The sequence below is a fragment of the Streptococcus hyovaginalis DSM 12219 genome, assembly GCF_000420785.1.
In the GTDB taxonomy this organism is placed as follows: domain Bacteria; phylum Bacillota; class Bacilli; order Lactobacillales; family Streptococcaceae; genus Streptococcus; species Streptococcus hyovaginalis.
Genome location: NZ_ATVP01000003.1, coordinates 20347 through 42781 on the forward strand (window position 1 = coordinate 20347; position 22435 = coordinate 42781).

Below are 22435 nucleotides of genomic sequence, written 5' to 3' on the forward strand. Positions count from 1 at the left end.
GGACAGTTTTAAGTTCGAGCCTTGAAACGAGAAAGCAAGACACCTTAGGAAAGTCTGAAAGGAGACTTTGTCTATAACCCCAGCCCACCCATTGGGTAGTCTATGTTATAATGAGGAGAAAGGAGGCGTTATGGCTAAACGTATTTTAATCGTGGATGATGAACCGCATATTCTCACTTTAGTTTCCTATCATTTAAGCAAGGAAGGCTATGAAGTAACGACTGTTGAAGACGGGCGATCCGCGCTGACTATTGCTCGTAAGGAATTATTTGATTTTATTGTTTTAGATATCATGTTGCCCCAGCTTGATGGGATTGAAGTTTGCAAGCGTCTCCGAAAATCTGGCGTCGAAACCCCCATTCTGATGTTATCTGCCAAAGGTGAGGAATTCGATAAAGTTTTAGCGTTAGAACTCGGTGCTGATGATTACATGACCAAGCCTTTTAGTCCTAGGGAGTTAATTGCCAGAATAAAAGCTATTTTACGTCGGACCGAAAAAGAAGAAAGCTCTGCCCAGGAGACCTCACCGACAGAATCCGAAGATCCTGATACACAGATTCGAGTGGCGGATGTGGTTGTCTTTGTGGAGCGCCATCAAGTCTATAAAAAAGATCAGGAGATTAACTTGACACCAAAAGAATTTGAACTCCTGCTTTATCTGCTCAAACACCCTCGCATGACCCTGACGCGTGAGCGCCTGTTAGACAGGGTGTGGGGCTATGATTTTGGACAGGAAACGCGACTGGTAGATGTTCATATCGGAAAAATTCGCGAAAAGATTGAAGACAACCCAAAGACACCTCAGATTATCAAAACGGTCAGAGGCTATGGCTACAAATTTGAAGGAGATGTGTAATGGTATCATGGCTGAAAAGCAGCATAGGGTTTCTTCTGCTTGGTATCTCCTTTAGTGTCGCTGCCTATTTTGATGTTGAGAAATCGTCACTTTGGCTAATCTTAGCTACCTTGTCTCTGCTAGTTGTTATGTGGTATGTGATTAAAATGTGGTCCTGGTACCGACTATTTGATCAGGTGAGCCAGTTAACGACAACCAGCAGTACGATTTTAAAGTATTCTGAGGATAGTGATGATTTACGGCGATTGGCTAAGCGCTTAAAAAATCTCGAGAAAGATCTAGTTCTTAGTGATCAGGATAGTCAGAATAAGGATCTTAATTTTCAAGCCTTTTTAGACTATATTAGTATGGGTTTATTGGTCGTTTCGAGAACCAAGCGTATCCTCTTGCAGAGTCAATCCCTAGGGAATTTCTTTCCAACATTAGATAGTCATACGTTCAAAACTTTAGCAGATTTACGTCGATCGGACATTACCGTATTGGTTAACCGAGCCTTTGAAAAAGGAGAGGTGATCAAAAAAGAATTAGTTGGCTTGAATGACTCGGATCTGATTTTAGAAGTAACAGTTGTTCCTATAAAAAATCACCAGGGACAATTTAAGGATGTCTTAGTTCTGTTGTATGATTTAACACCGATTCGGGCTTATGAGCAGCATAATACAGATTTTGTTGCCAATGCGTCTCATGAATTGCGTACCCCCGTGACCTCTATCAAAGGGTTTGCAGAAACCCTTATGGACATGCCAGAAGAAGATGCCGATTTGAGAAAAGATTTCTTACGGATTATCCAGAAAGAGAGTAGTCGTTTAGAGCATATTGTTAACCACATGCTAACCCTATCTAAAATAGGGCAAAGTAAGCCACAGCTATCGTCTTTTGACTTGGTCACTTTTTTGGGCGATGTTACCCAGGGCTTACGTCCCAAAATGGCAGAAAAAGGCCTGGATTTTCAGCTAGATCTTCCTGAAAAACTCATTTACGAAACAGACCATTACATGCTCTCGCAAATTATCGTTAACTTGCTGACAAATGCTATCCGATATACGGACGAGGGCGGCAGGGTGACAATTTCCTTGATAGAACATCCCAATCATATCGCCATCAGTATTGCGGATACTGGGATTGGCATAGGTCCTTATCAGCTTGAGCGAATTTTTGAGCGCTTTTACCGAGTTAACAAAGGAAGAAGTCGCCAAACAGGTGGCACAGGTCTGGGACTGTCTATTGTTAAAGAATTGTCAGAAGCTTTAGGCGGAAAAATCAGTGTGACTAGCCAGGTTGGGCAAGGCTCTACCTTTACCCTGTCTCTCCCTATCATTATCGGTATGGGAAGATAGATAACTCTTATAATAAATGATCACATTAGTGGTCGTTTTTTTTATAACTACAATCTTTACACAATCTTTACAAAAATCCATAAAAAATCTTTACATAAAAGAACTATACTAGTTTTGTAAACAAAAGGAGTGCTTTAAGTATGCTCCCAAAATGATGGATTTTAGAAAGTGAGTTTAACTTATGAAAATGAAAAAGATGCTAGCTCTTGCAGGTCTAACTTTAGCAGGTGTTACTTTGGTTGCATGTGGAAACAATCAATCAGGCTCAAGTGCTTCTTCGGGTGGTAAGATTGAAGTGGTTTCGCGTGAAGATGGTTCAGGGACACGTGGCGCATTTACTGAAATCACAGGAGTTCTTGAGAAAAAAGATGGCAACGAAGTGGATAACACAAGTAAGAATGCCGTTATTCAAAACAATACTGAAGGCGTTATCTCGACAGTTTCAGGTAATGGAGCTGCTATCGGCTACATCTCTTTAGGCTCACTTAACGACAATGTCAAAGCCCTTGATATTGAAGGGGTCGAGGCCAGTAGCGAAACCGTGTTAGATGGTGAGTACAAATTACAGCGTCCTTTCAATATTGTCTGGTCAAAAGACCTTTCAGAAGTGGGACAAGATTTCATTAGCTTTATCCACTCAAAAGAAGGACAAAAAGTAGTCACTGATAACAAGTTTGTGGAAGCTAAGACAGAGACGGCATCCTATAGTGGCGGTGACAAATCTGGTAAATTATCGATCGTAGGTTCTACTTCAGTTGCCCCTTTGATGGAAAAATTAGCAGAAGCTTATAAAAAAGTAAATCCAGGTGTCACAATCGATATCACAGCTAACGGATCATCAGCTGGTATCACAGCTGCTGAAGAAAAAACAGCCGATATCGGTATGGTTTCCCGTGAGCTTACAGCAGACGAAGGTAAAGAATTGCACCAAGATACGATTGCCTTGGATGGTATTGCGGTTGTTGTCAACAAAGATAACAAAGTGGGGGACATCAGCATGTCTCAAATCAAAGATGTCTATACTGGGAAAATCACAGAGTGGTCAGATCTCTCTAAATAAGCTTAAACATTCTTTGCTGTAGCATAATCTCGAAATTAGGGAATATGGTTACAGAGGAACAGAGCCAGGTAGCTTGTAAAAGGGTTACCTGGCATTTCCATGATGGTCAAGTTTTTTCTAACCATTATGTGATAACAGCCTATAGAAACCTTACAGAAAGGACAGCCTGTGAAACAACAAGCCTTTAAAGAATCCTTTTTTAAATGGCTCTTCTTTGCAAGTGCTGCAACAGCTATCGTTGCAATACTTTTGATTTGCTATTTTATCTTTCGAAATGGGATTCCCTTCATCTTAAATTACGGGATCGGAAACTTCTTATTAGGAAGTGCCTGGTCACCTTCGAATACTCCTGCCAGTTATGGGATTTTACCTATGATCGTTGGGTCTATTGTTATTACAATAGGCGCTATTGTGATAGGGGTTCCGACAGGTATCTTCACATCGGTATTCATGGTTTATTATTGCCCGAAATCGCTTTATAGCTTTTTAAAGTCAGCAGTAAACTTAATGGCAGCCATTCCCTCGATCGTCTACGGATTCTTTGGCCTCCAACTTTTGGTACCTTGGATCCGAACTTGGGGTGGTAATGGTATGGGTGTTTTAACAGCCTCCCTTTTGCTAGGTATCATGATCTTACCAACCATTATCAGCTTGTCAGAATCCGCTATCAGAACGGTTCCACAATCCTACTATACAGGAAGTTTGGCCCTTGGTGCGAGCCATGAACGTAGTATTTTCAAAGCGGTTCTCCCAGCTGCCAAATCAGGAATTTTATCCGCGATTATTTTAGGGATTGGTCGTGCTATTGGAGAAACCATGGCCGTTATTTTGGTGGCAGGTAACCAACCGATTATTCCGACAGGTATTTTCTCAGGAACACGGACTATGACGACCAATATTGTTTTAGAAATGGCCTATGCTTCTGGACAACACCGACAAGCCCTCATCGCAACTTCCGCAATCCTATTTGTCTTCATCTTAATCATTAACGGATGCTTTGCTTATGTGAAAGGAAAATCTAATCATGACTGATCGTCTTTTAAAAGCCTTGGTCTATTTGTTTACCTTTTTAACATTTGGATCTTTATTTGTGGTCATTGGTTTTATTCTGGTCAATGGTCTACCTTACATCACTCCTAGCTTATTTGACTTTACCTACACTAGTCAAAACGTTTCACTCATGCCAGCTATCATTTCAACGGTGATTTTGGTTTTTGGTTCTTTGTTAATCGCCCTACCAATCGGTGTCTTTGCTGGCTTTTACCTGGTCGAGTATGCGCCCAAAGATTCCAGATGGGTCAAGTATGTGCGTATCGCATCGGATACCTTATCAGGTATCCCATCTATCGTCTTTGGCCTTTTCGGGATGCTCTTCTTCGTGGTCTTTTTGGGCTTCCAATACTCACTGATTTCGGGAATTTTAACATCAGTTATTATGGTTTTACCACTCATTATCCGTTCGACAGAAGAGGCCCTCTTATCTGTCAGTGATAGTATGCGTCAGGCCAGCTTTGGTCTTGGTGCAGGTAAATTACGGACCGTTTTTAAGATTGTTTTACCAGTTGCTATGCCAGGTATCTTATCCGGTGTCATCTTGTCAATTGGTCGTATTGTTGGTGAAACTGCCGCTCTCATGTATACTTTGGGAACATCTACCAACACACCGACAAGCCTATTGTCGTCAGGGCGTTCTTTAGCCCTGCACATGTATATGCTCTCTAGTGAGGGCTTACATGTCAATGAAGCTTATGCGACAGGTGTTATTCTCATTATCACCGTTTTGATTATTAATATGATTTCTAGCCTATTGTCCCGTCGATTAGTTAAAGGAGGCGCTTAAAATGGGAACATTTTCCGTTAAACACCTTGATTTGTATTATGGCGATTTTCAAGCCTTAAAAGATATTTCGATTGATTTGCCTGAGGGTCAGATCACAGCCTGTATTGGACCTTCTGGTTGTGGGAAATCAACTTTCTTAAAGACCCTTAATCGCATGAATGACTTGGTCCCAAACTGCCGTATCGATGGTGATATCAAGCTTGATGACGATGATATTTATGGAAAAAATATGAACCTCAATCAACTTAGAAAGCGTGTCGGCATGGTTTTCCAACAACCTAATCCATTCGCCATGTCTATCTATGATAATGTCGCCTATGGACCACGTACTCACGGCATTACAGATAAAGCGGAGTTGGATGCTCTTGTCGAAAAGAGCTTGCGAGGCGCAGCTATTTGGGATGAAGTTAAAGACAAACTCAATAAAAGTGCCTTGTCCTTATCAGGTGGTCAGCAACAACGTATCTGTATTGCACGTGCATTAGCAGTTGAACCAGATATTCTACTCATGGATGAACCGACTTCAGCTTTAGACCCTATCTCAACCTTGAAAATTGAAGATTTGGTGCAAGAATTAAAGCAGAATTATACTATCATCATTGTTACGCATAACATGCAACAAGCCTCACGTATTTCAGACAAAACAGCCTTTTTCCTCAATGGTGAAATTTGCGAGTTTGGAGATACAGTAGATATTTTTACCAATCCTAAAGACAAGCGAACAGAAGATTACGTTTCCGGCCGATTTGGCTAAGAAAGGATAAGTTATGAGAGAACAATTTGACTTAGAATTAGCTGCCCTTGAAAACAACTTTTTACAAATGGGTCAAGCTGTCCTTGAAAATGGCTCAAAGGCCCTACTAGCGATGATCAATCATGATTTGGAATTAGCACAAGTCGTTGTTGACACAGACGAACAGATCAATCACTATCAAATCAAGATCGAAGTAGCTTGTGCCAATCTTTTAGCCCTACAACAACCAATGGTGTCGGACCTACGATTTGTCATTGCGATCATGGCCTCATCTTCAGACTTAGAACGAATGGGTGATCACTTTGCAGGAATAGCCAAATCTGTATTGCGTCTAAATGACGATGCTCGCTTACCCGAATTTGAGGAAAAGCTGCAAGAAATGGGAGAGAATGCCCTACAAATGTTGCATCAGCTTATTACTATTTTCCCAGACCACAATGCTAAATCTGCTAGAGCATTAGCAAGAGAAGATGAAAAGTTAGATGATGCTTACTGGATGTTATCTAAAGATATGGTATCTCAAATGAAATACCAAGATGTTCACATCCGTAACGGTACAGAGTACCTTTCCATCTTGAACCATATCGAACGCTTTGGTGACTATATCGCCAATATCTGTGAACGTTTGGTTTATTTGGAAACTGGTGAGTTAGTGGAGCTAAACTAATGCTTAGGAAAGTGGCAGTGCCCTTTCCTTTTTGTATCGACTAATTATTTTGAAAATTCCCCCAAAAATATTGCAAAAGAAAAAATAATCTGATAAAATATAAGCATCCTAATCACAATAAAGAGTTTTGTTAGGAGAAGAAAAGGAGAATATATCATGAAAAAAGTTTTTGTGTCACTTTCTACAGTAGCACTTCTTGCAGCAGTAGCAGCACCAGCATTTGCTCTTGACAATGGAACTACTGTAAATACAGAGGATCATGTTGCTCTTGGAGGTGTTACTGCACCTGAAAAACCTGAATTAAATATTGATAAATTCCTAGCAGATGGAACAGTTGAAATCACTCAAAAAGGAGAATCTGTGACCGCACCGTCACAAACATCTGATTTGATTTACGATGTTCTAAAAGATGCGAACGGCAATCCTGTGTTGGATGAAAACGGAGAAGCGACTATCATCGCCAAACCAGCAACAGCTCCAACTGCACAAGGTACCAACTTGAAAGGTGGAATTGACGAAAACGGCAATGGTTATGTTTATGGTAATTCTGTAACCGATAAAGAAGTGGATGAGTCAGCAGCTAAACCAGCAGCTAAACCAGCAGCTAAATCAGTTGCAAAAGCTGATACAGCTAAAGGACAAAAAGTTCTTCCAAAAACAAGTGCGGTAAAATAATCCAATCTTGTCTTTAGGATAAAGGTTGCCTCTTAATAGGCAACCTTTTTGAGTATACTAATTTATATGTGATGAATAAAGAAGAAGCGATGAGAACAACAAATTTATTAAAAAAATCATGGTTAAGAATTGTCTTTACCATTATGATGGTGATGACTTTGGTTGGATGTGGGGCAAATACTCTGTCGTCATCTAACGCATCCTCACAAGAAACCACCAAAAATACAGCGCAGTCAGCTTATACTGTTAGCTCTGAAGAAAAAAACTATTTAAGTAATAAGTTTACAGGGTTAAAAGCTAAAAACGCTGACACAATTGGCTATATTTATGCACCAGGAACACAACTTGACGAACCTATTGTTCAAACTACAGATAATGAAACCTATCTTGATAAGACCTTTGAAGGTGCTAATGAACCTTTAATGGGGACTGTTTTCATGGATATGGATAATAACAAAAATTTTTCTGATAGTCTGACTTGGTTATTCGGTCATGCCAGAGGAAGTCAGGTTGCTGACCATCGTATGTTTAATGATGTCAATTATTATGACCAGCAATCCTATATGGATGAACATCCTTATGTAGTTATTGAAACCCCTGAACGGAAATATTATTATGAAGTTGCTTTTTTAATTATTGTACCTGAGACAACTGCTTTTTACAGAACGTCATTTGATAGTACAGCACAATTTGAAGAGCAATTAAAAGAGGTTCGTGAAAAAGCACATACTCAGAATAAAGATGTAGAAATCAATTCTTCTGATAAGTACGTAGTATTATCAACTTGCCGTGAGGATGATGAGACTATTAGATCGAATCTCTATATTCGCCAAATTCCAGATTCAGAATTACCAACATTTTTAAAAGAAAATGGAGAAAAACTGGCTTATCAACCGACAAGATAAACTTGGTTTAACAAGCCATTATTCCTAAGATGACAAGGTAGTTTGGTTGAAGTTGCTTTGAATTACCTTAAGCGTTAGAGTTTTTATATTAATTTCTTGCTTTTTATATAATCAAAAAATGTACTTTGGTCAATGATGTGAGACCAAAAAGGTGATTTTGAAGTTATCCATTTGTTAAGCTTTACTAGGAGATCGCTCCTGGTAAAGCTTTTCTGATTATCGATAGGAAATTTCCAGCCTAAAGTTTGCATAGGGAGTCGATTGGAGCAGTACAGATAGGTTTTTATCTATTTGATGAGGTCATCTTGCTACTTGACTCCTAGCTCGGTCGGAGTATGGTAGCTTTTAGGAACATAGGCTTTCTGCTTTGTTTTAGGGACTTTAAAGACACCAAGCTTTCTCAAAATCCGAAAAAATGAGCAGGCGTGCTGATCGTATCCCTTATTGGTTTTGAGCTTGTAGAAGATTTCGATGAGGATTGCTTTGGATTTCTTCTGATGCAATTTTTGATTCAGGTTATTTCCTGCTGGGTATGAGCGTTTGGATGTGGTGTTAGGGGTAGATGAGACTGGTCTTTCAAAGATTCTTTCGTGCGTCAAAGCGCTTATTCCACCGCATGAGCGAGATTTTTGAGACCTTGTAGCGTCGACAGATGAAAGCGATAGAAGCTCCATTTCGATAGGTTTTAACAGCGTGGTAGCGTGTTTCTAGGGTATGTGGCAAATAGCGAAGATTTTGTGATATACCAGTCATGAGAAGATTCCTTTTTGGTGAGTAGGTGGTACTCTTATCAAATTAAGAAATCTTCTTTTTGAATTCTCAGGTCTCACATCAATTGTAACGCTACATGAAAATTTAGATTTTTTGAAAAATACTATTGTTTTCATATTTCATTTCATGATATACTGGTATCACTTTTTTATATGGAGGCATTAGTGTGAAACAATCCTTATCACGTAGCGATTCGTTCTTTATCGGTTCCATGCTCTTTGGTATCTTATTCGGAGCAGGAAACCTCATTTTTCCAGTTCATATGGGACAAGAAGCAGGGGCTAACATTTGGTCGGCCAATATTGGTTTTTTGATTACAGCCATTGGTTTTCCTTTTCTGAGTATAATGGCTATTGGTCTTTCTGGCGGCAAGGGAGTATTTCATTTGGCTAGTCGGGTCACAAAACCTTTTGCTTATTTCTTTACAGTGGCCTTGTATTTGGTGATTGGTCCCTTCTTTGCTATGCCACGTCTAGCGACAACCTCTTTCGAGATTGCTTTTGCTCCTCTATTAAGCGATGGCATGAAAGCTCCCGCCTTGGCTATTTATTCGATTATTTTCTTTGGATTAGCCTATGTTTTGTCTAAAAAACCGGGCAAATTGATTGATATCATCGGGAAATACATTAACCCTGCATTCCTTGTTGTTCTGGGTATTGTTCTCTTACTCGTCTTGATCAATCCTTCCGGCTCTGTTAGCAGCGCAGCTGTTGGCGAAGCTTATCGATCAGCCCCATTTTTAAAAGGCTTTATTGAAGGTTACAACACCCTAGATGTCTTGGCTGGCCTGGCCTACGGGATTGTCGTGATCACAGCACTTCAGCAAAAAGGGATTACAAATTCCAAAAGCATGGCCATTGAAATGACCAAATCAGGCTTGATTGCGATGGGACTTATGGGACTTATCTATACCCTCCTAGCTTATGCTGGAACCACCAGCTTGGGTGCCTTTGCAATTAGTGAAAATGGGGGAATTGCCTTAGCACAAATTACAGGACATTACCTTGGCGCTTTAGGAAATGGTGTTTTGGCCCTCATTGTTTTCTTGGGTTGTTTCAAAACGTGTATTGGCTTGACAACAGCTTGTTCGGAAACGTTTGAAGAACTCTTCCCAAGTAAATCCTATCAGTTCTATCTGGTTGTCTTTTCAGTTTTACCTGCGATTATTGCTAATGTTGGTTTAACACAGATTATCCAACTTTCTCTTCCAGTGTTAATGTTTATTTATCCATTAGCCATTGTTTTGGTATTGTTAGGACTCGCTTCAGCATGGCTTCCTGTCTCACAAAAAGTCTATCAGTCTGTTGTTCTCTTTACCTTATTAGCAGCTATTGTAGATGGTTTAAATGCCACTCCACCAGTTATCAGTGGCTTAGCTCCCATTCAAGCTCTAATTCAGTTAGCGGCCAAAATATTACCGTTATTTGAACTTGGCATGGGATGGATTTTACCAGCCTTAGTTGGTCTCATTGCTGGCTTGATTTGGCAAAAAACAAGTCAAACAAAGTCTCCAGTTTATTAAACAGAGTGTCACTTGAACTTGTGCGTTGAAGCAGCCGTCTAAACATGATCTTTCAGACTTCAGTCGTAATCATTTAAATGATTTACGCTGAAGTTTTTTTGTCGTTTGCATTTGAAAAGAGTGTTGATAAACCTCACATCTTGACCTGCTTTGACAGATATGGGCAGACGTTTCGAGCGAGAATGAATCTGGTCAAAAGAGTGGATTTGAGCTATAATAATTAAGTTATGGAAAATCAAAATCTTAATCAACTCACCCAAGTCTTGGGCTTGGCGAGTCATCAAATTGAACAGGTGTTAACCTTGACTGCAGAGGGAAACACCATCCCATTTATTGCTCGTTATCGTAAAGAAAAAACGGGTAATCTCGATGAAGTTCAAATCAAAGCCATTATTGATCTGGATAAATCCTTGACGACTCTATCAGAGCGTAAAGAAACTGTCCTTGCTAAAATAGAGGAACAAGGGAAGTTAACCGATCAACTACGTCAAGCTATTGAAGCAGCTGATAAATTGGCAGATGTGGAAGAGCTTTATCTACCTTATAAGGAAAAACGTCGTACCAAAGCGACTATAGCGCGTGAAGCCGGCCTCTTTCCGTTAGCACGTCTCATCTTACAAAATGTCCCAAATCTTGAAAAAGAGGCAGAAACCTTTATTACAGAGGGTTTTGATACACCTGAAAAGGCAATAGTAGGGGCTAGTGATATCTTAGTTGAGGCGCTAGCTGATGATAGTAAATTGCGTTCATGGACTTACAATGAGATCTGGGCTAATAGTAAACTCATATCCCAGGTTAAGGATCAAGAAGTAGATGACAAGCAGACTTTCCAGATTTACTACGATTTTGAAGAGGCTGTGAAAACCATTCAAGGTTACCGTATTCTAGCTCTTAATCGTGGGGAAAAGTTAGGGATTCTCAAAGTAGCTTTTGCACACAATGTGGAAAAAATGCTTCGCTTTTATGAGGCTCGCTTCAAGGAGAAGAATGACCATATTCACAAGATCGTCCAAGAAGCCTGCAAGAAAAAAATCCTTCCAGCTATGGAGCGCCGTATTCGTGCAGAATTAACAGAAACAGCTGAAGATGGTGCCATCAAACTCTTTTCAAAAAATCTGCGTCACCTCCTCTTGGTTTCACCATTAAAAGGGAAAATGGTCCTTGGGTTTGACCCAGCCTTTCGTACAGGAGCTAAATTAGCGGTCGTTGATCAAACAGGAAAATTGATGACCACACATGTCATCTACCCCGTACCGCCAGCAAGCCAAGTAAAAATCGAAGCTGCTAAGAAAGAACTGGCAGAACTTATCCAGAACTATGCCATTGAGATCATTGCTATCGGTAATGGAACGGCTAGCCGTGAAAGTGAAGCCTTTGTCGCTGAAGTCCTCAAGGATTTTCCACAGGTATCTTATGTCATTGTTAATGAATCAGGTGCCTCTGTCTATTCGGCCTCAGAGCTAGCTCGTCACGAGTTTCCAGAGTTAACGGTCGAAAAACGCTCTGCCATTTCCATTGCCCGTCGTCTTCAGGACCCTTTGGCAGAATTAGTCAAAATTGATCCCAAGTCTATCGGTGTCGGTCAGTACCAACATGATGTTAGTCAGAAAAAATTAGCGGAAAATCTTGATTTTGTCGTTGATACAGTGGTCAATCAGGTCGGTGTTAATGTCAATACAGCCAGCCCAGCCCTCCTTGCTCATGTAGCAGGGCTCAATAAAACCATCTCTGAGAATATAGTGAGCTATCGTGAAGAAAATGGTGCCATTAAATCACGTGCTGAAATCAAAAAAGTTCCTCGTCTAGGGGCTAAAGCGTTTGAGCAGGCAGCTGGGTTCCTTCGCATCCCAGGTGCTAAAAATGTGTTGGACAATACTGGTGTTCATCCAGAATCTTATGCTGCTGTTAAAGAGCTCTTTAAACAACTTGCTATTAAGGACTTAAATGAATCGGCTAAAGGGAAACTACAGGCACTTGATATTGTTGAAACAGCAGAACAGCTTGGACTTGGAGAAGCCACTCTTAACGATATTATTCAAGATTTGCTTAAGCCAGGTCGTGACCTCCGGGATGATTTTGAGGCACCTGTTTTACGTCAGGATGTCTTGGATGTCAAGGACTTGAAGGTTGGACAAGAATTACAAGGAACGGTCCGCAATATTGTCGATTTCGGAGCTTTTGTCGATATTGGTGTCCACGAAGATGGTCTCATTCACATTTCCCGTATGGTTAAACGCAAGCGTGATGCCAAAGGTCGTCCCATGGCGCAACCTCATCCGAGTGACATTCTTGCGGTAGGTGAGATTGTTACTGTCTGGGTGACAGAAGTGGATCTCGAGCGCAACCGCATTGGGCTGAGTCTTTTGAAACCACATGGACTTGACTAAGTACGTACAGATGGTCTCAAGAGAGGACTTCGGACAGGCATTTCGCCATGTAGCCGTCTGGAATAGACGTTTACGTTCAACTGGCGGACGTTTTTTTCCACATGATGGGCACTTAGACTTTAATCATAAACATTTGGAGGTCTTTGGAGAAGCCCTTTTCCGTCAGATTGTTCGACATGAACTCTGTCATTACCATCTCTATTTTCAAGGTAAGGGCTATAGGCATCGCGACCAAGAATTTAAGATCCTTCTAAAACAAGTTGATGGGATACGGTATGCGCCCAAGTTGTACGAAGACTCTTACAACTACACGTATTCTTGCCAGAAATGTGGCCAAGTTTACCTTAGAAAACGGCGCGTCAATCTTAATCATTACCGCTGTGGCAAGTGCCAAGGATACCTCATCAATAACGTAAAAACAAATCAGTCGTAAGGCTGATTTGTTTTATGATCATCTGTTGTATACTATTATTATTAAAAAATGTTCAAGAAATGATTGTATCATTTATGATAATAAAGGAGAGTTATGATGGAAAGCCAATTTTACCGCCTAAAACGTGGTCAGGTACTTGCTGGTGTACTAGCTGGGTTGTCAGATAAGTTTGACTGGGATCTCAATTTAGTACGCGCTTTATTTGTGATTTCTTGCTTGTTTGCCCAGTTCCCAATTGTGATCTATTTTATCCTAGCGATCTTCTTACCTTATAAAGATGATGTGGGAAGAGCTTCGAAAGTGACCAAGCGTCGTCGTAGAAATGTCAGAGAAAACCATTCAAATGATGATGGCTGGTATTGGTAAGAAGGGCTTTAGGGCCCTTTTTTGATAAGAGATAGAGCCGGGGAGCGCTTACTTTTCCCCTGAATTGTGGTATAATATGTGGAAATAAAGCTATTAGTTAAGGAGACTTTATGCGTGTTACAGTTCAAATGCTTGTTGACAAAATCAAGTCAGAAGTGGTTTATGGGACGCAAGCATCGCTGTCAAAACAAATCACGACTTCAGATATTTTAAGGCCAGGATTAGAAATGACTGGTTACTTTGATTATTACGCACCAGAGCGTGTTCAGCTTGTTGGGATGAAAGAGTGGTCCTATTTAAATGCCATGACTCCTCATAATCGTTTCCAAGTCTTGAGGGAAATGTTTAAACCTGAAACACCAGCCATTATTGTATCTCGTGGTTTACCGATTCAAGAGGAAATTATTGAGGCCGCTACCCAAAATGGTGTGACAGTCTTATCCAGTGATGTGCCGACAAGTCGTCTATCTGGTGATATTTCTTGGTATCTCGATTCTTGTTTGGCTGAACGAACCAGTGTTCATGGTGTCCTTATGGACATCTATGGCATGGGTGTCCTTATTCAAGGAGACTCTGGCATCGGAAAGAGCGAGACAGGCCTGGAGCTTGTTAAACGTGGTCACCGTCTTGTAGCGGATGACCGTGTGGATGTCTATGCCAAAGACGAAGAAACACTTTGGGGTGAGCCAGCAGAGATTTTACGCCACCTTTTAGAAATTCGTGGTGTGGGGATTATTGATATCATGAGCCTCTATGGTGCAAGTGCTGTCAAAGATTCGTCACAAGTGCAGTTAGCCATTTATCTAGAAAACTTCGAAGCTGGAAAAGTTTTCGATCGTTTAGGAAATGGTAATGAAGAAATCGAATTCTCGGGCGTCAATATTCCACGTGTTCGTATCCCAGTTAAAACAGGACGAAATGTGTCGGTTGTCATTGAAGCAGCCGCTATGAATTATCGCGCGAAACTCATGGGATTTGATGCCACCAAAACATTTGAAGATCGCCTAACAGCTCTTATTTCTAGAAATGAGGCTGAAAATGATTGATCCGATAGCGATTAAATTAGGGCCTCTAGAGATACGGTGGTATGCACTTTGTATTGTGGCAGGAGTTGTTTTAGCTGTCTATTTAGCGATGAAGGAAGCACCTCGTAAGAAGATTGATCCAGATAAAGTTCTTGATTTTATCTTAATAGCCTTTCCCATAGCTATCCTTGGTGCTCGCATCTACTACGTGATTTTTGAATGGGGTTATTACAAGGACCATTTATCAGAAATTTTTGCGGTGTGGAATGGCGGTATTGCCATATATGGAGGCTTAATTGCTGGTGCTATTGTGCTTTACTATTTTACACGCTATCATTTTATTGATACCATTGATTTCTTAGATATTGCGGCTCCGGGTGTTATGATTGCTCAAAGTTTAGGAAGATGGGGGAATTTCTTCAATCAAGAAGCCTTTGGTAAGCCGGTAACGCAGTTGGATTACTTGCCATCTATTATACGTGATCAAATGTTTATTGACGGAGCTTACCGTACACCCACTTTCCTTTTTGAATCGCTTTGGAACCTCGTAGGATTTATTCTGATTGTTAGTCTTCGCCATAAACCAAATGTCTTAAAAAAGGGCGATCCTAGTCTGTTTTATCTTATTTGGTATGGCATCGGGCGACTTGTTATTGAAGGAATGCGTACAGATAGTCTAATGATTGGAAGTTTACGGGTTTCCCAATGGCTGTCAGCCATTCTGATTATTGTAGGTGTCACATTATGGGGGTATCGTAGAAAACGATCAGACATCCCATATTATACAAAGAAAAGTTAGGAGAACATAATGAACTTGATAGGGATATCTGTTTTGATTATCGCTTTAGCCTTTGTTGCTTTGGTGATTTATCTCATTTTAGTGTTAAAGAAAGTCGCTGAGACGGTCGACGAAACGAAAGAAACCATTAAAGTTTTGACCAGTGACGTTAATGTCACCCTATACCAAACGAATGACATTTTAGCAAAGGCTAATGTTTTAGTGGAAGATGTCAATGGTAAGGTCTCAACCATTGATCCCTTGTTTGTGGCAATTGCAGATTTGTCAGAAAGTGTTTCTGATTTGAATGTCAAGGCAAGACAAATTGGGACTAAGACAAGTGGTGTAAGAAGTAGCTTAGGGACTGTTGGAAAAACCTATGTGACAGGAAAAATAGGCTCCAAATTATTTGGCAAGAAGAGTAATGACTAAACCATCTAGGAGGATACAGATATGGCAAAATTAGTAAAATCATTGTTGCTAGGTGCAACAGCCGGTGCTGCAGCTGCTTATTTCTTCAGTACAGCCAAAGGCAAACAAGCTAAATCAAAAGCTAGTGAATTTATTACGGATTATAAAGAAAATCCTGAAACTTATAATCAAGTAGCTAAAGAAAAAGCACAAGGATATAAAGATTTAGCGCTTGAGAAATTTAACGACTACAAATCAAAATATGAAAATGGCGAGTTGACCGCAGAAGATGTTTTGGAGCAAGTTAAAGAAAAAGCCAACTTAGTTAAAGAAAAGACAGTTCAAAAAATGAATCAAGCTGCTGACTGGAACGCTAATGCTGAAAAGACTGAAAGTAATCAAGATGTCCAAGCGACAGCAGAAGTCGATGATATCATTATTGATTATGATAATGAGGATCAAGAATCCTAAAAAAGATAAGGTAGAGCACAGGCTCTACCTTATCTTTTTTAGTTTACAAAGTGACTTTTAGATTTTATTGTACCTAAAGAGTGCAATAAAAATCACCCATTAGATGAGTGACAGTGATTTGAACTACTTTTTCAGTGAAAGGGTTATTTTTTAACAAAGGTAATAATAACTTGATAGACGATAGACGTTAGTGCTGTAGCCACTAGCATTGCGATTGGAAAAGCTATATATGCTCCTAAATTGAAGCTAAGCAAAACAAAAGCTGTCAATACCGTAAAGATAGAGAAAATAGCAATTTGACCAAAAAAAGCCAACTCTCTCATTTTGATGTTATTATGTTCAAAGTCATGGTAACTTTGGTATTTTTGTTCTAATTCCTGCTCATGATGATGTTGCTCATCTGGCAGAGTATGTTTTTTCAAATGACTTGCCATAACAACTCCTACAATAGATTCTTTATCATAATACCATAATAATACCAATGTGTCACTAGTTTTTGTAAATAAATCAACTGTCTTGGTATTTCAATACAAAAATAAAAACACCTCTTTGAGCTTGTCCTATTCTAATACTAAAATTTTTATTGTGCAATCTTCTCCAAAAACGTTATAATGGGTAAAGAGTTACTAATAGTTACTTTGGAGGTAGTTATGGCAGAATTTTCATTCGAAATTGTGGAAAAACTTTTGGTACTCTCAGAAAATGACAAGGGTTGGACCAAAGAGTTAAACCGCGTCAGTTTTAATGGCGCAGAACCAAAGTTTGATATTAGGTCGTGGAGTCCTGATCATACCAAAATGGGTAAAGGGATTACCTTGACCAACGAAGAGTTTCAAGTATTAGTTCAAGAATTTAAGAAATAAAAAATAAGATTGGTGTTATTTACCAATCTTATTTTTATGTTGTAGACGGTCTGCAATCCCGATGACAATAAAAATAGCACCAAGGAAAACAAATAACCATTTGCTGGCAAAAATACCATATAAGATAAAGATAGCAGCAGAAAGATAAGCAAGGTATTCTTTGGACATTGATTGCTCCTTTGGAAATGATAAGACCAGTGTAACATTTTTTGAAACAGGGATAAAGGAAAATCACCTGTCAAAGAATGATTGTAATATTTGCTGATTGGTATGACATCAAGTTTTAGAGACGTGATTACTGATGAAAAAATGTGACTTCTAGTACCGATCTAATTTTATAGAGACTGGATCTGTTTTCACAGAGATATACAAGAAAACCACCAGTTATGCTGGTGGCTGATAAGCATTTTAAATTTATTTATCTCATCGTCGGGAACAAGAGGACATCTCGAATCGTTGTGGTATCCGTCAAGAGCATGCATAGGCGGTCGATACCGATACCAAGTCCACCTGTTGGTGGCATACCGTATTCGAGAGCTTCAACGTAGTCGTAGTCGATGCCAGTAGCTTCGTCATCACCAAGTTCTTTGGCCTGAGCTTGAGCTTCAAAACGTGACAATTGATCGATTGGGTCGTTCAATTCAGTGAAGGCATTACCGTATTCTTTAGTCATGATAAAGAGTTCGAAGCGGTCTGTGAAGCGTGGGTCTTTGTCATTTTTCTTAGCAAGCGGCGACACTTCAACAGGGTGTCCGTAGACAAATGTTGGTTGGATAAGCGTCTCTTCAACAAATTCTTCAAAGAAGGCATTGATAATGTGACCAACAGAAGTGAAGTGTTTTTCAAGTGGCACATTTTTCTCTTTAGCAGCTGCGACAGCGTCTTCCAAAGTCATTTCCTGCCAGAAGTCAACGCCAGTGATTTCTTTAACAGCATCAACCATATGGACACGTTTGAATGGCTCGTTGATCTTGATTTCAGTTTCTTGATAAATGACTGGCTCATCCCCTTTAACAGCTTTGGTAACATGTTGGATGATACCTTCTGTCAAGTCCATGATATCTTGGTAGTCAGCGTAGGCTTGATAAACTTCGATAGAAGTGAACTCTGGGTTGTGAGTTGCATCCATTCCTTCATTACGGAAGATACGTCCAATTTCGTAAACACGTTCCATACCACCAACAATCAAGCGTTTTAAGTGTAATTCTGTTGCGATACGAAGTACCATATCAATGTTTTGGGCGTTGTGGTGTGTCACAAATGGACGAGCAGCAGCCCCACCGGCTTCATTGTGAAGGACAGGTGTTTCGACTTCAAGGAAACCTAAGCCATCAAGGTAACGGCGCATTTCAGAAATGATTTTAGAGCGTGTTACAAAGCGATCGAAGCTTTCACGGTTAGAAATCAAATCAAGGTGACGTTTACGGTAAATGGTCTCAACGTCTGTTAATCCATGGAATTTCTCAGGAAGAGGACGGAGAGCCTTTGAAAGATGGGTTAATTTTGTGGCTTTGATAGAAAGTTCACCCATGTCTGTACGCATGATCTCGCCTTCAACTCCAAGGAAGTCACCTAAGTCCGCTTTTTTGAAGATTTCGTAGTTTTCTTCACCGACAGTATCCTTACGAACATAAAGCTGAATTTGACCCTCACGGTCTTGAAGGTGAGCAAAGCCGACCTTACCTTTACCACGCTTTGTCATCAAACGACCGGCTACAATTGCAGTTTCGTTCAAATCATGCAATTCTTCTTTACTTTTATCAGCGTATTTCGCTTTTAATTCACCAGAATTTGCGGTACGTTCGAAACGTTTTCCGAATGGATCAATTCCTTGCTCGGCAAGAGCCGTCATTTTTTCGCGACGGACAATCTCCTGGTCATTTAATTCTTCAATATGTTCTTTAGACATGACATCCTCCAATAAATAATCACTTTATTGTAACACAAAACACTTGATAATTCACTATTATTAGGATGGCGTTTGGTAAAAAGTGGAGAAAATGGTATAATAGTCACGTTTGAAAAAATAGAAAAAGGATATAGGATTCATGATCACTTCAATTGTTTTTGACGTCGATGATACCATTTACGATCAACAAGCACCCTATCGTCTAGCTATGGAAAAATGTTTTGCTGATTTTGACATGACTAAAATGAACCAAGCATACATTCGTTTCAGACATTACTCTGATATCGGTTTTCCACGTGTCATGGCGGGGGAGTGGACGACGGAGTATTTCCGATTCTGGCGCTGTAAAGAAACCTTGCTAGAATTTGGTTACCGTGAGATCGATGAAGTAGAAGGCAACCATTTTCAAGAGGTCTATGAACATGAGTTAGAAAATATCACCATGCTGGATGAAATGCGTATGACACTTGATTTTCTCAAATCAAAGCATGTTCCTATTGGTATTATCACTAACGGCCCTACAGAGCATCAATTGAAGAAAGTGAAGAAACTTGGTCTTTATGATTATGTTGATCCTAAGCGGGTGATTGTGAGCCAAGCAACAGGATTTCAAAAACCTGAAAAAGAAATTTTCAATTTAGCGGCTCAGCAGTTTGATATGAATCCAGCGACGACCTTATATGTCGGAGATTCTTATGATAATGATGTGATGGGGGCTAAAAATGGCGGATGGCATGCCATGTGGTTTAACCATCGCGGCCGTACTCTGAAAGCTGGGACAAAGCCAGTTTATGATGTGGCGATCGATAGTTTTGAGCAGTTGTTTGGAGCTGTAAAAGTTCTCTTTGATCTCCCTGATAATAAGTTCATCTTTGATGTCAATGACAAACAAAACCCTATTCTTGAAATGGGGATTAATAATGGCTTGATGATGGCAGCAGAGCGTCTATTGGAAAGCAATATGAGTATTGATAAAGTGGTTATTTTATTACGATTAGATAAAAAACAAGAAAAATTATTGCGCATGAAATATGCTAATTAAAAAATCTTTGGGAAGTGGTAGCTTCCCAAAGATTTTTTTTACGATTTATAGTGGCTAGTGTCGTTCCAAGAAAGGAGCTTGTAATGCCTTAGGTCATCTGTTTCTAAGATGGTTAGGCTGGCATTATCTAGTCCTCCGGCAGCCCGAAGTTGAGCGGGTTCATAGCCTAATAAGTACCTGATAGAGGCAGTTAGATGAGCACCGTGCCCAACGAGGAGGACATGGTCTTCTTGAAGAGATAGGTTTTCTTTAAGGAAAGTCTCCAAACGATGTGTGGCTTGGAAAACAGACTCTGCTTCGAATAAATGAGGTCTAAAGATGCCAAGATTCTGACGAAAAGCTTGCATTTGAGAAGGATAGATAGCTTCAACGAGACTAATTTTTTGTCCCTCTAATTTCCCTAGTGCCCATTCCCGCAACGCCTTTGTTTCAGTAATGACTTGCGGTTTGTGATTGTTAGCCATTAGTAGTTGTGCTGTGTCTTTTGCGCGCTTTAAATCACTGCTGAAGGCCTTATCAAAAGTAATCGGAGCTAATACCTGACCTAATTTAGAAATATCAGCGTAAGCTTCTTTTAGCAAGGGTGAATCGCCATTGGCCCCTTGGAAACGCCCTTCTTCATTCCATTCGGTCTTACCGTGTCGTACGAAATATAGTAGCATGTTTACTCCTTGACGATTCTGATACCAAAAGGGAAGAGACTCATTTGCGTGAGTTTTAAGCATTGCTTTGCAAAAGGAATGCCGATAATTGTAATGCAAAGGAAAAAAGCAGTTGTTAGGTGTACAATGGCAAGTTCCCAGCCAAAGAGCACAATCCAGATGATATTTAAGATGAGGCTGGTATTGCGAGACGAGATGACAACTTCCTTACCAAAAGGGAAAAGACCAAAACTAGCTATTTTAAAGCATTGCAACCCTAGTGGAATACCGACGATGCTTAGACAAAGCAAAATACCCGAGATTGTCCAAGTGAGAAAGGACCAAAGACCAGCGAAGATAAACCAAATAAGATTTCCGATAAGTGACATGATTACTCCTTTATATCAGCAAATGTTGCTTGGACAAAATCAGCTAAGGTTTGACTGTTAATTCTGATGGAACGTCCAACCTCTCCAGCAGAGACGATCATATTACCTTTTTTAAGAGCACTTTCATCAATGTAAATAGAATATGGGTGTTTTTGCCGAATCCCAACAGGATTATTAGCACCGTGCACATAGCCAGTAGTTTTTTGTAGGTCTTTTTGGGGGATCATATGAACTTTTTTGTTGCCAGAAATCTTAGCCAATTTCTTTTCAGCCAGGTGTTCTGTAATGGGGAGAATACCGATAATGGGACCTGTTTTATCGCCGATTAGGGCTAATGTCTTAAAAACATCTTCTCGAGCGATATCTTCTGGCAGTTGCCCTGTTTTGGCATTGATGACAAGGCTATCGTGTGCAATCCCTGCCTTATCAAGAATTTGATCAACCAAGGTTTTTTTGATTTTTGTTTTCTTACTCATTTTTTGTATTTTCCTTCAAGGCGACTCATCCAAACCCCGAGAGCAATACCACCTAGGAAAAGGAGAAGTGCTAAAATGAACGTTCCAAAACCTGCGCCTGCATAAGAAATACTTTCGACTGAACGAGGATTTGGCAAAATAATTAAGAGAGTACTTGAAATAACCAAGCCCAAAATAAAGTGGTAGACACGAGAATGGTGGTTTTCAAGGGCGTAATCCATGGCTTTTGAAAAAAGAATCATGGTAATAGCACCACCGATGGCAATTGGTAGGAAAACCCCAAGGAGATCAAGATTTTTAAAGCCTGTCAACATAGGGCTATATAATCCCATAATTAACAATAAGTTAGATGGGCTTAGACCAGGAACAAGAATACCTAATGCAATCAAAGCTCCCGCTAATACGAAGCTGGCGAAGCTAGCAGGTATGGTACCAACTAGGTCGTTTAAGAAGAAAAGGAGTAGCCCAGAAATGAAGAAGGTGCCAATAAGGATTCCCCAGTCAAGTTGATCACGACGTCCTTCTAGAGTAGCCTCTTGCCAAAGGGAAGGCAATGTCCCGACAATGGCTCCTGTAAAGGCCCAAAGGGTAGCAACTTGATGGTGAGCTAATAGCCATTCAAGTGGTGCTGAAAAAAGGGCGATTCCAAGAATTCCCCCAATGCCGACAGGAAGGAAGAAGAGAATATTTTTAAAGAAATCACGAGTAGGGTGTGCTAGAAAGGCAATGATTTTTTGATATAAGCCTAAGATAGAAGCTAAGACGCCTCCCGAAACACCAGGGAGAATAAACCCAAGTGCGATAACAATACCTTTAGCCAAGCGGCTAAGCCATGCGAACATAAATGCCTCCAAATA

General features: G+C 40.1%; 26 protein-coding genes and 1 pseudogene. 19 read left to right on the plus strand and 8 right to left on the minus strand.

Translation table 11 applies throughout. The features are described from left to right. Positions 1–130: 130 nt before the first annotated feature. The 9 genes from G574_RS0102430 to srtB all read left to right on the plus strand — a co-directional run bounded on the left by G574_RS0102430 (position 131) and on the right by srtB (position 8094). Entirely contained in the window at positions 131–856 is a 726-nt protein-coding gene (locus tag G574_RS0102430) for a response regulator transcription factor (RefSeq protein ID WP_029690813.1), read from the plus strand. Beyond that, positions 856–2193: a two-component system histidine kinase PnpS gene (gene pnpS, locus G574_RS0102435; RefSeq protein ID WP_037590604.1), complete on the plus strand. Its 1338-nt coding sequence runs from the start codon at positions 856–858 to the stop codon at positions 2191–2193. Before G574_RS0102430 ends, pnpS begins: the two co-directional genes overlap by 1 nt. A 181-nt stretch (positions 2194–2374) precedes the next feature. Next, positions 2375–3253, plus strand: a complete 879-nt coding sequence (locus tag G574_RS0102440) for a substrate-binding domain-containing protein (RefSeq protein ID WP_029690815.1) — start codon at positions 2375–2377, stop codon at positions 3251–3253. A 168-nt stretch (positions 3254–3421) separates the two neighbouring features. Beyond that, complete coding sequence (pstC, locus tag G574_RS0102445) at positions 3422–4285, plus strand: phosphate ABC transporter permease subunit PstC (RefSeq protein WP_029690816.1); 864 nt, start codon at positions 3422–3424, stop codon at positions 4283–4285. Further along, positions 4278–5093 carry a phosphate ABC transporter permease PstA gene (gene pstA / locus G574_RS0102450; protein WP_029690817.1) on the plus strand — a complete coding sequence of 272 codons (816 nt, stop codon included), beginning with the start codon at positions 4278–4280 and terminating at the stop codon, positions 5091–5093. Before pstC ends, pstA begins: the two co-directional genes overlap by 8 nt. 1 nt (position 5094) lies before the next feature. Continuing rightward, positions 5095–5847: a phosphate ABC transporter ATP-binding protein PstB gene (pstB, locus tag G574_RS0102455; RefSeq protein ID WP_029690818.1), complete on the plus strand. Its 753-nt coding sequence runs from the start codon at positions 5095–5097 to the stop codon at positions 5845–5847. 13 nt (positions 5848–5860) lie between these two features. Next, positions 5861–6514 carry a phosphate signaling complex protein PhoU gene (gene phoU, locus G574_RS0102460; protein ID WP_029690819.1) on the plus strand — a complete coding sequence of 218 codons (654 nt, stop codon included), beginning with the start codon at positions 5861–5863 and terminating at the stop codon, positions 6512–6514. 156 nt (positions 6515–6670) lie between these two features. Beyond that, complete coding sequence (locus G574_RS0102465; RefSeq protein ID WP_029690820.1) at positions 6671–7189, plus strand: hypothetical protein; 519 nt, start codon at positions 6671–6673, stop codon at positions 7187–7189. A gap of 71 nt (positions 7190–7260) precedes the next feature. Beyond that, positions 7261–8094: a class B sortase, LPKTxAVK-specific gene (gene srtB, locus G574_RS0102470; protein WP_029690821.1), complete on the plus strand. Its 834-nt coding sequence runs from the start codon at positions 7261–7263 to the stop codon at positions 8092–8094. A gap of 311 nt (positions 8095–8405) precedes the next feature. Here srtB and G574_RS10700 read toward each other — a convergent pair. Further along, positions 8406–8847: pseudogene (locus G574_RS10700) on the minus strand (transposase family protein); the annotation flags it as partial. Between the two features lie 184 nt (positions 8848–9031). Here G574_RS10700 and brnQ point away from each other — a divergent pair. The 8 genes from brnQ (at position 9032) to G574_RS0102515 (ending at position 16258) form a co-directional block, all read left to right on the plus strand. Next, positions 9032–10387 (plus strand): branched-chain amino acid transport system II carrier protein, encoded by a 1356-nt coding sequence (gene brnQ / locus G574_RS0102480; protein WP_029690822.1) that lies wholly within the window; start codon positions 9032–9034, stop codon positions 10385–10387. Between the two features lie 227 nt (positions 10388–10614). Continuing rightward, on the plus strand, positions 10615–12774 hold the full coding sequence (locus G574_RS0102485) for a Tex family protein (protein ID WP_029690823.1): 2160 nt from the start codon (positions 10615–10617) through the stop codon (positions 12772–12774). Continuing rightward, positions 12761–13207, plus strand: a complete 447-nt coding sequence (locus tag G574_RS11225) for a SprT family protein (RefSeq protein WP_084677568.1) — start codon at positions 12761–12763, stop codon at positions 13205–13207. Before G574_RS0102485 ends, G574_RS11225 begins: the two co-directional genes overlap by 14 nt. A 96-nt stretch (positions 13208–13303) precedes the next feature. Beyond that, the gene (locus G574_RS0102495) at positions 13304–13573 is read left to right on the plus strand and encodes a PspC domain-containing protein (RefSeq protein ID WP_029690824.1); all 270 of its coding nucleotides are present in this window, start codon (positions 13304–13306) and stop codon (positions 13571–13573) included. A gap of 110 nt (positions 13574–13683) precedes the next feature. Continuing rightward, entirely contained in the window at positions 13684–14619 is a 936-nt protein-coding gene (hprK, locus tag G574_RS0102500; protein WP_029690825.1) for an HPr(Ser) kinase/phosphatase, read from the plus strand. Continuing rightward, positions 14612–15397 carry a prolipoprotein diacylglyceryl transferase gene (lgt, locus tag G574_RS0102505; RefSeq protein WP_029690826.1) on the plus strand — a complete coding sequence of 262 codons (786 nt, stop codon included), beginning with the start codon at positions 14612–14614 and terminating at the stop codon, positions 15395–15397. The genes hprK and lgt overlap by 8 nt, the downstream gene beginning before the upstream one ends. Before the next feature lie 9 nt (positions 15398–15406). After that, complete coding sequence (locus tag G574_RS0102510) at positions 15407–15808, plus strand: DUF948 domain-containing protein (protein ID WP_029690827.1); 402 nt, start codon at positions 15407–15409, stop codon at positions 15806–15808. 21 nt (positions 15809–15829) lie between these two features. Continuing rightward, the gene (locus G574_RS0102515; protein ID WP_029690828.1) at positions 15830–16258 is read left to right on the plus strand and encodes a YtxH domain-containing protein; all 429 of its coding nucleotides are present in this window, start codon (positions 15830–15832) and stop codon (positions 16256–16258) included. 143 nt (positions 16259–16401) lie between these two features. Here the strand turns inward: G574_RS0102515 and G574_RS0102520 are convergent, their stop codons facing one another. Further along, entirely contained in the window at positions 16402–16692 is a 291-nt protein-coding gene (locus tag G574_RS0102520; RefSeq protein WP_029690829.1) for a DUF3270 family protein, read from the minus strand. 216 nt (positions 16693–16908) lie between these two features. Here G574_RS0102520 and G574_RS0102525 point away from each other — a divergent pair, with 216 nt between their 5' ends. Then, positions 16909–17121 carry a YdbC family protein gene (locus tag G574_RS0102525; RefSeq protein ID WP_017769061.1) on the plus strand — a complete coding sequence of 71 codons (213 nt, stop codon included), beginning with the start codon at positions 16909–16911 and terminating at the stop codon, positions 17119–17121. Positions 17122–17136: 15 nt separating this feature from the next. Here G574_RS0102525 and G574_RS11620 read toward each other — a convergent pair whose 3' ends face one another. Both G574_RS11620 and lysS read right to left on the minus strand, forming a co-directional pair. Beyond that, positions 17137–17289: a hypothetical protein gene (locus G574_RS11620; RefSeq protein ID WP_029690830.1), complete on the minus strand. Its 153-nt coding sequence runs from the start codon at positions 17287–17289 to the stop codon at positions 17137–17139. Positions 17290–17539: 250 nt separating this feature from the next. After that, positions 17540–19030: a lysine--tRNA ligase gene (gene lysS, locus G574_RS0102535; protein ID WP_029690831.1), complete on the minus strand. Its 1491-nt coding sequence runs from the start codon at positions 19028–19030 to the stop codon at positions 17540–17542. A gap of 139 nt (positions 19031–19169) precedes the next feature. Between lysS and G574_RS0102540 the strand changes: the two genes are divergently transcribed. After that, a complete protein-coding gene (locus tag G574_RS0102540; protein ID WP_017770439.1) occupies positions 19170–20072 on the plus strand; it encodes an HAD family hydrolase in 903 nt (300 codons plus the stop codon). Positions 20073–20110: 38 nt separating this feature from the next. Here G574_RS0102540 and G574_RS0102545 read toward each other — a convergent pair whose 3' ends face one another. From G574_RS0102545 to G574_RS0102560, 4 genes are read right to left on the minus strand one after another with little or no spacing between them, the layout of a single operon-like run. Then, positions 20111–20734: a histidine phosphatase family protein gene (locus tag G574_RS0102545; RefSeq protein WP_017770440.1), complete on the minus strand. Its 624-nt coding sequence runs from the start codon at positions 20732–20734 to the stop codon at positions 20111–20113. 2 nt (positions 20735–20736) lie between these two features. Beyond that, entirely contained in the window at positions 20737–21102 is a 366-nt protein-coding gene (locus G574_RS0102550) for a YccF domain-containing protein (protein ID WP_029690832.1), read from the minus strand. A gap of 2 nt (positions 21103–21104) precedes the next feature. Beyond that, a complete protein-coding gene (locus tag G574_RS0102555) occupies positions 21105–21578 on the minus strand; it encodes an aminoacyl-tRNA deacylase (RefSeq protein ID WP_029690833.1) in 474 nt (157 codons plus the stop codon). Continuing rightward, entirely contained in the window at positions 21575–22420 is an 846-nt protein-coding gene (locus G574_RS0102560; protein WP_029690834.1) for a DUF368 domain-containing protein, read from the minus strand. Before G574_RS0102560 ends, G574_RS0102555 begins: the two co-directional genes overlap by 4 nt. Positions 22421–22435 lie beyond the last annotated feature (15 nt).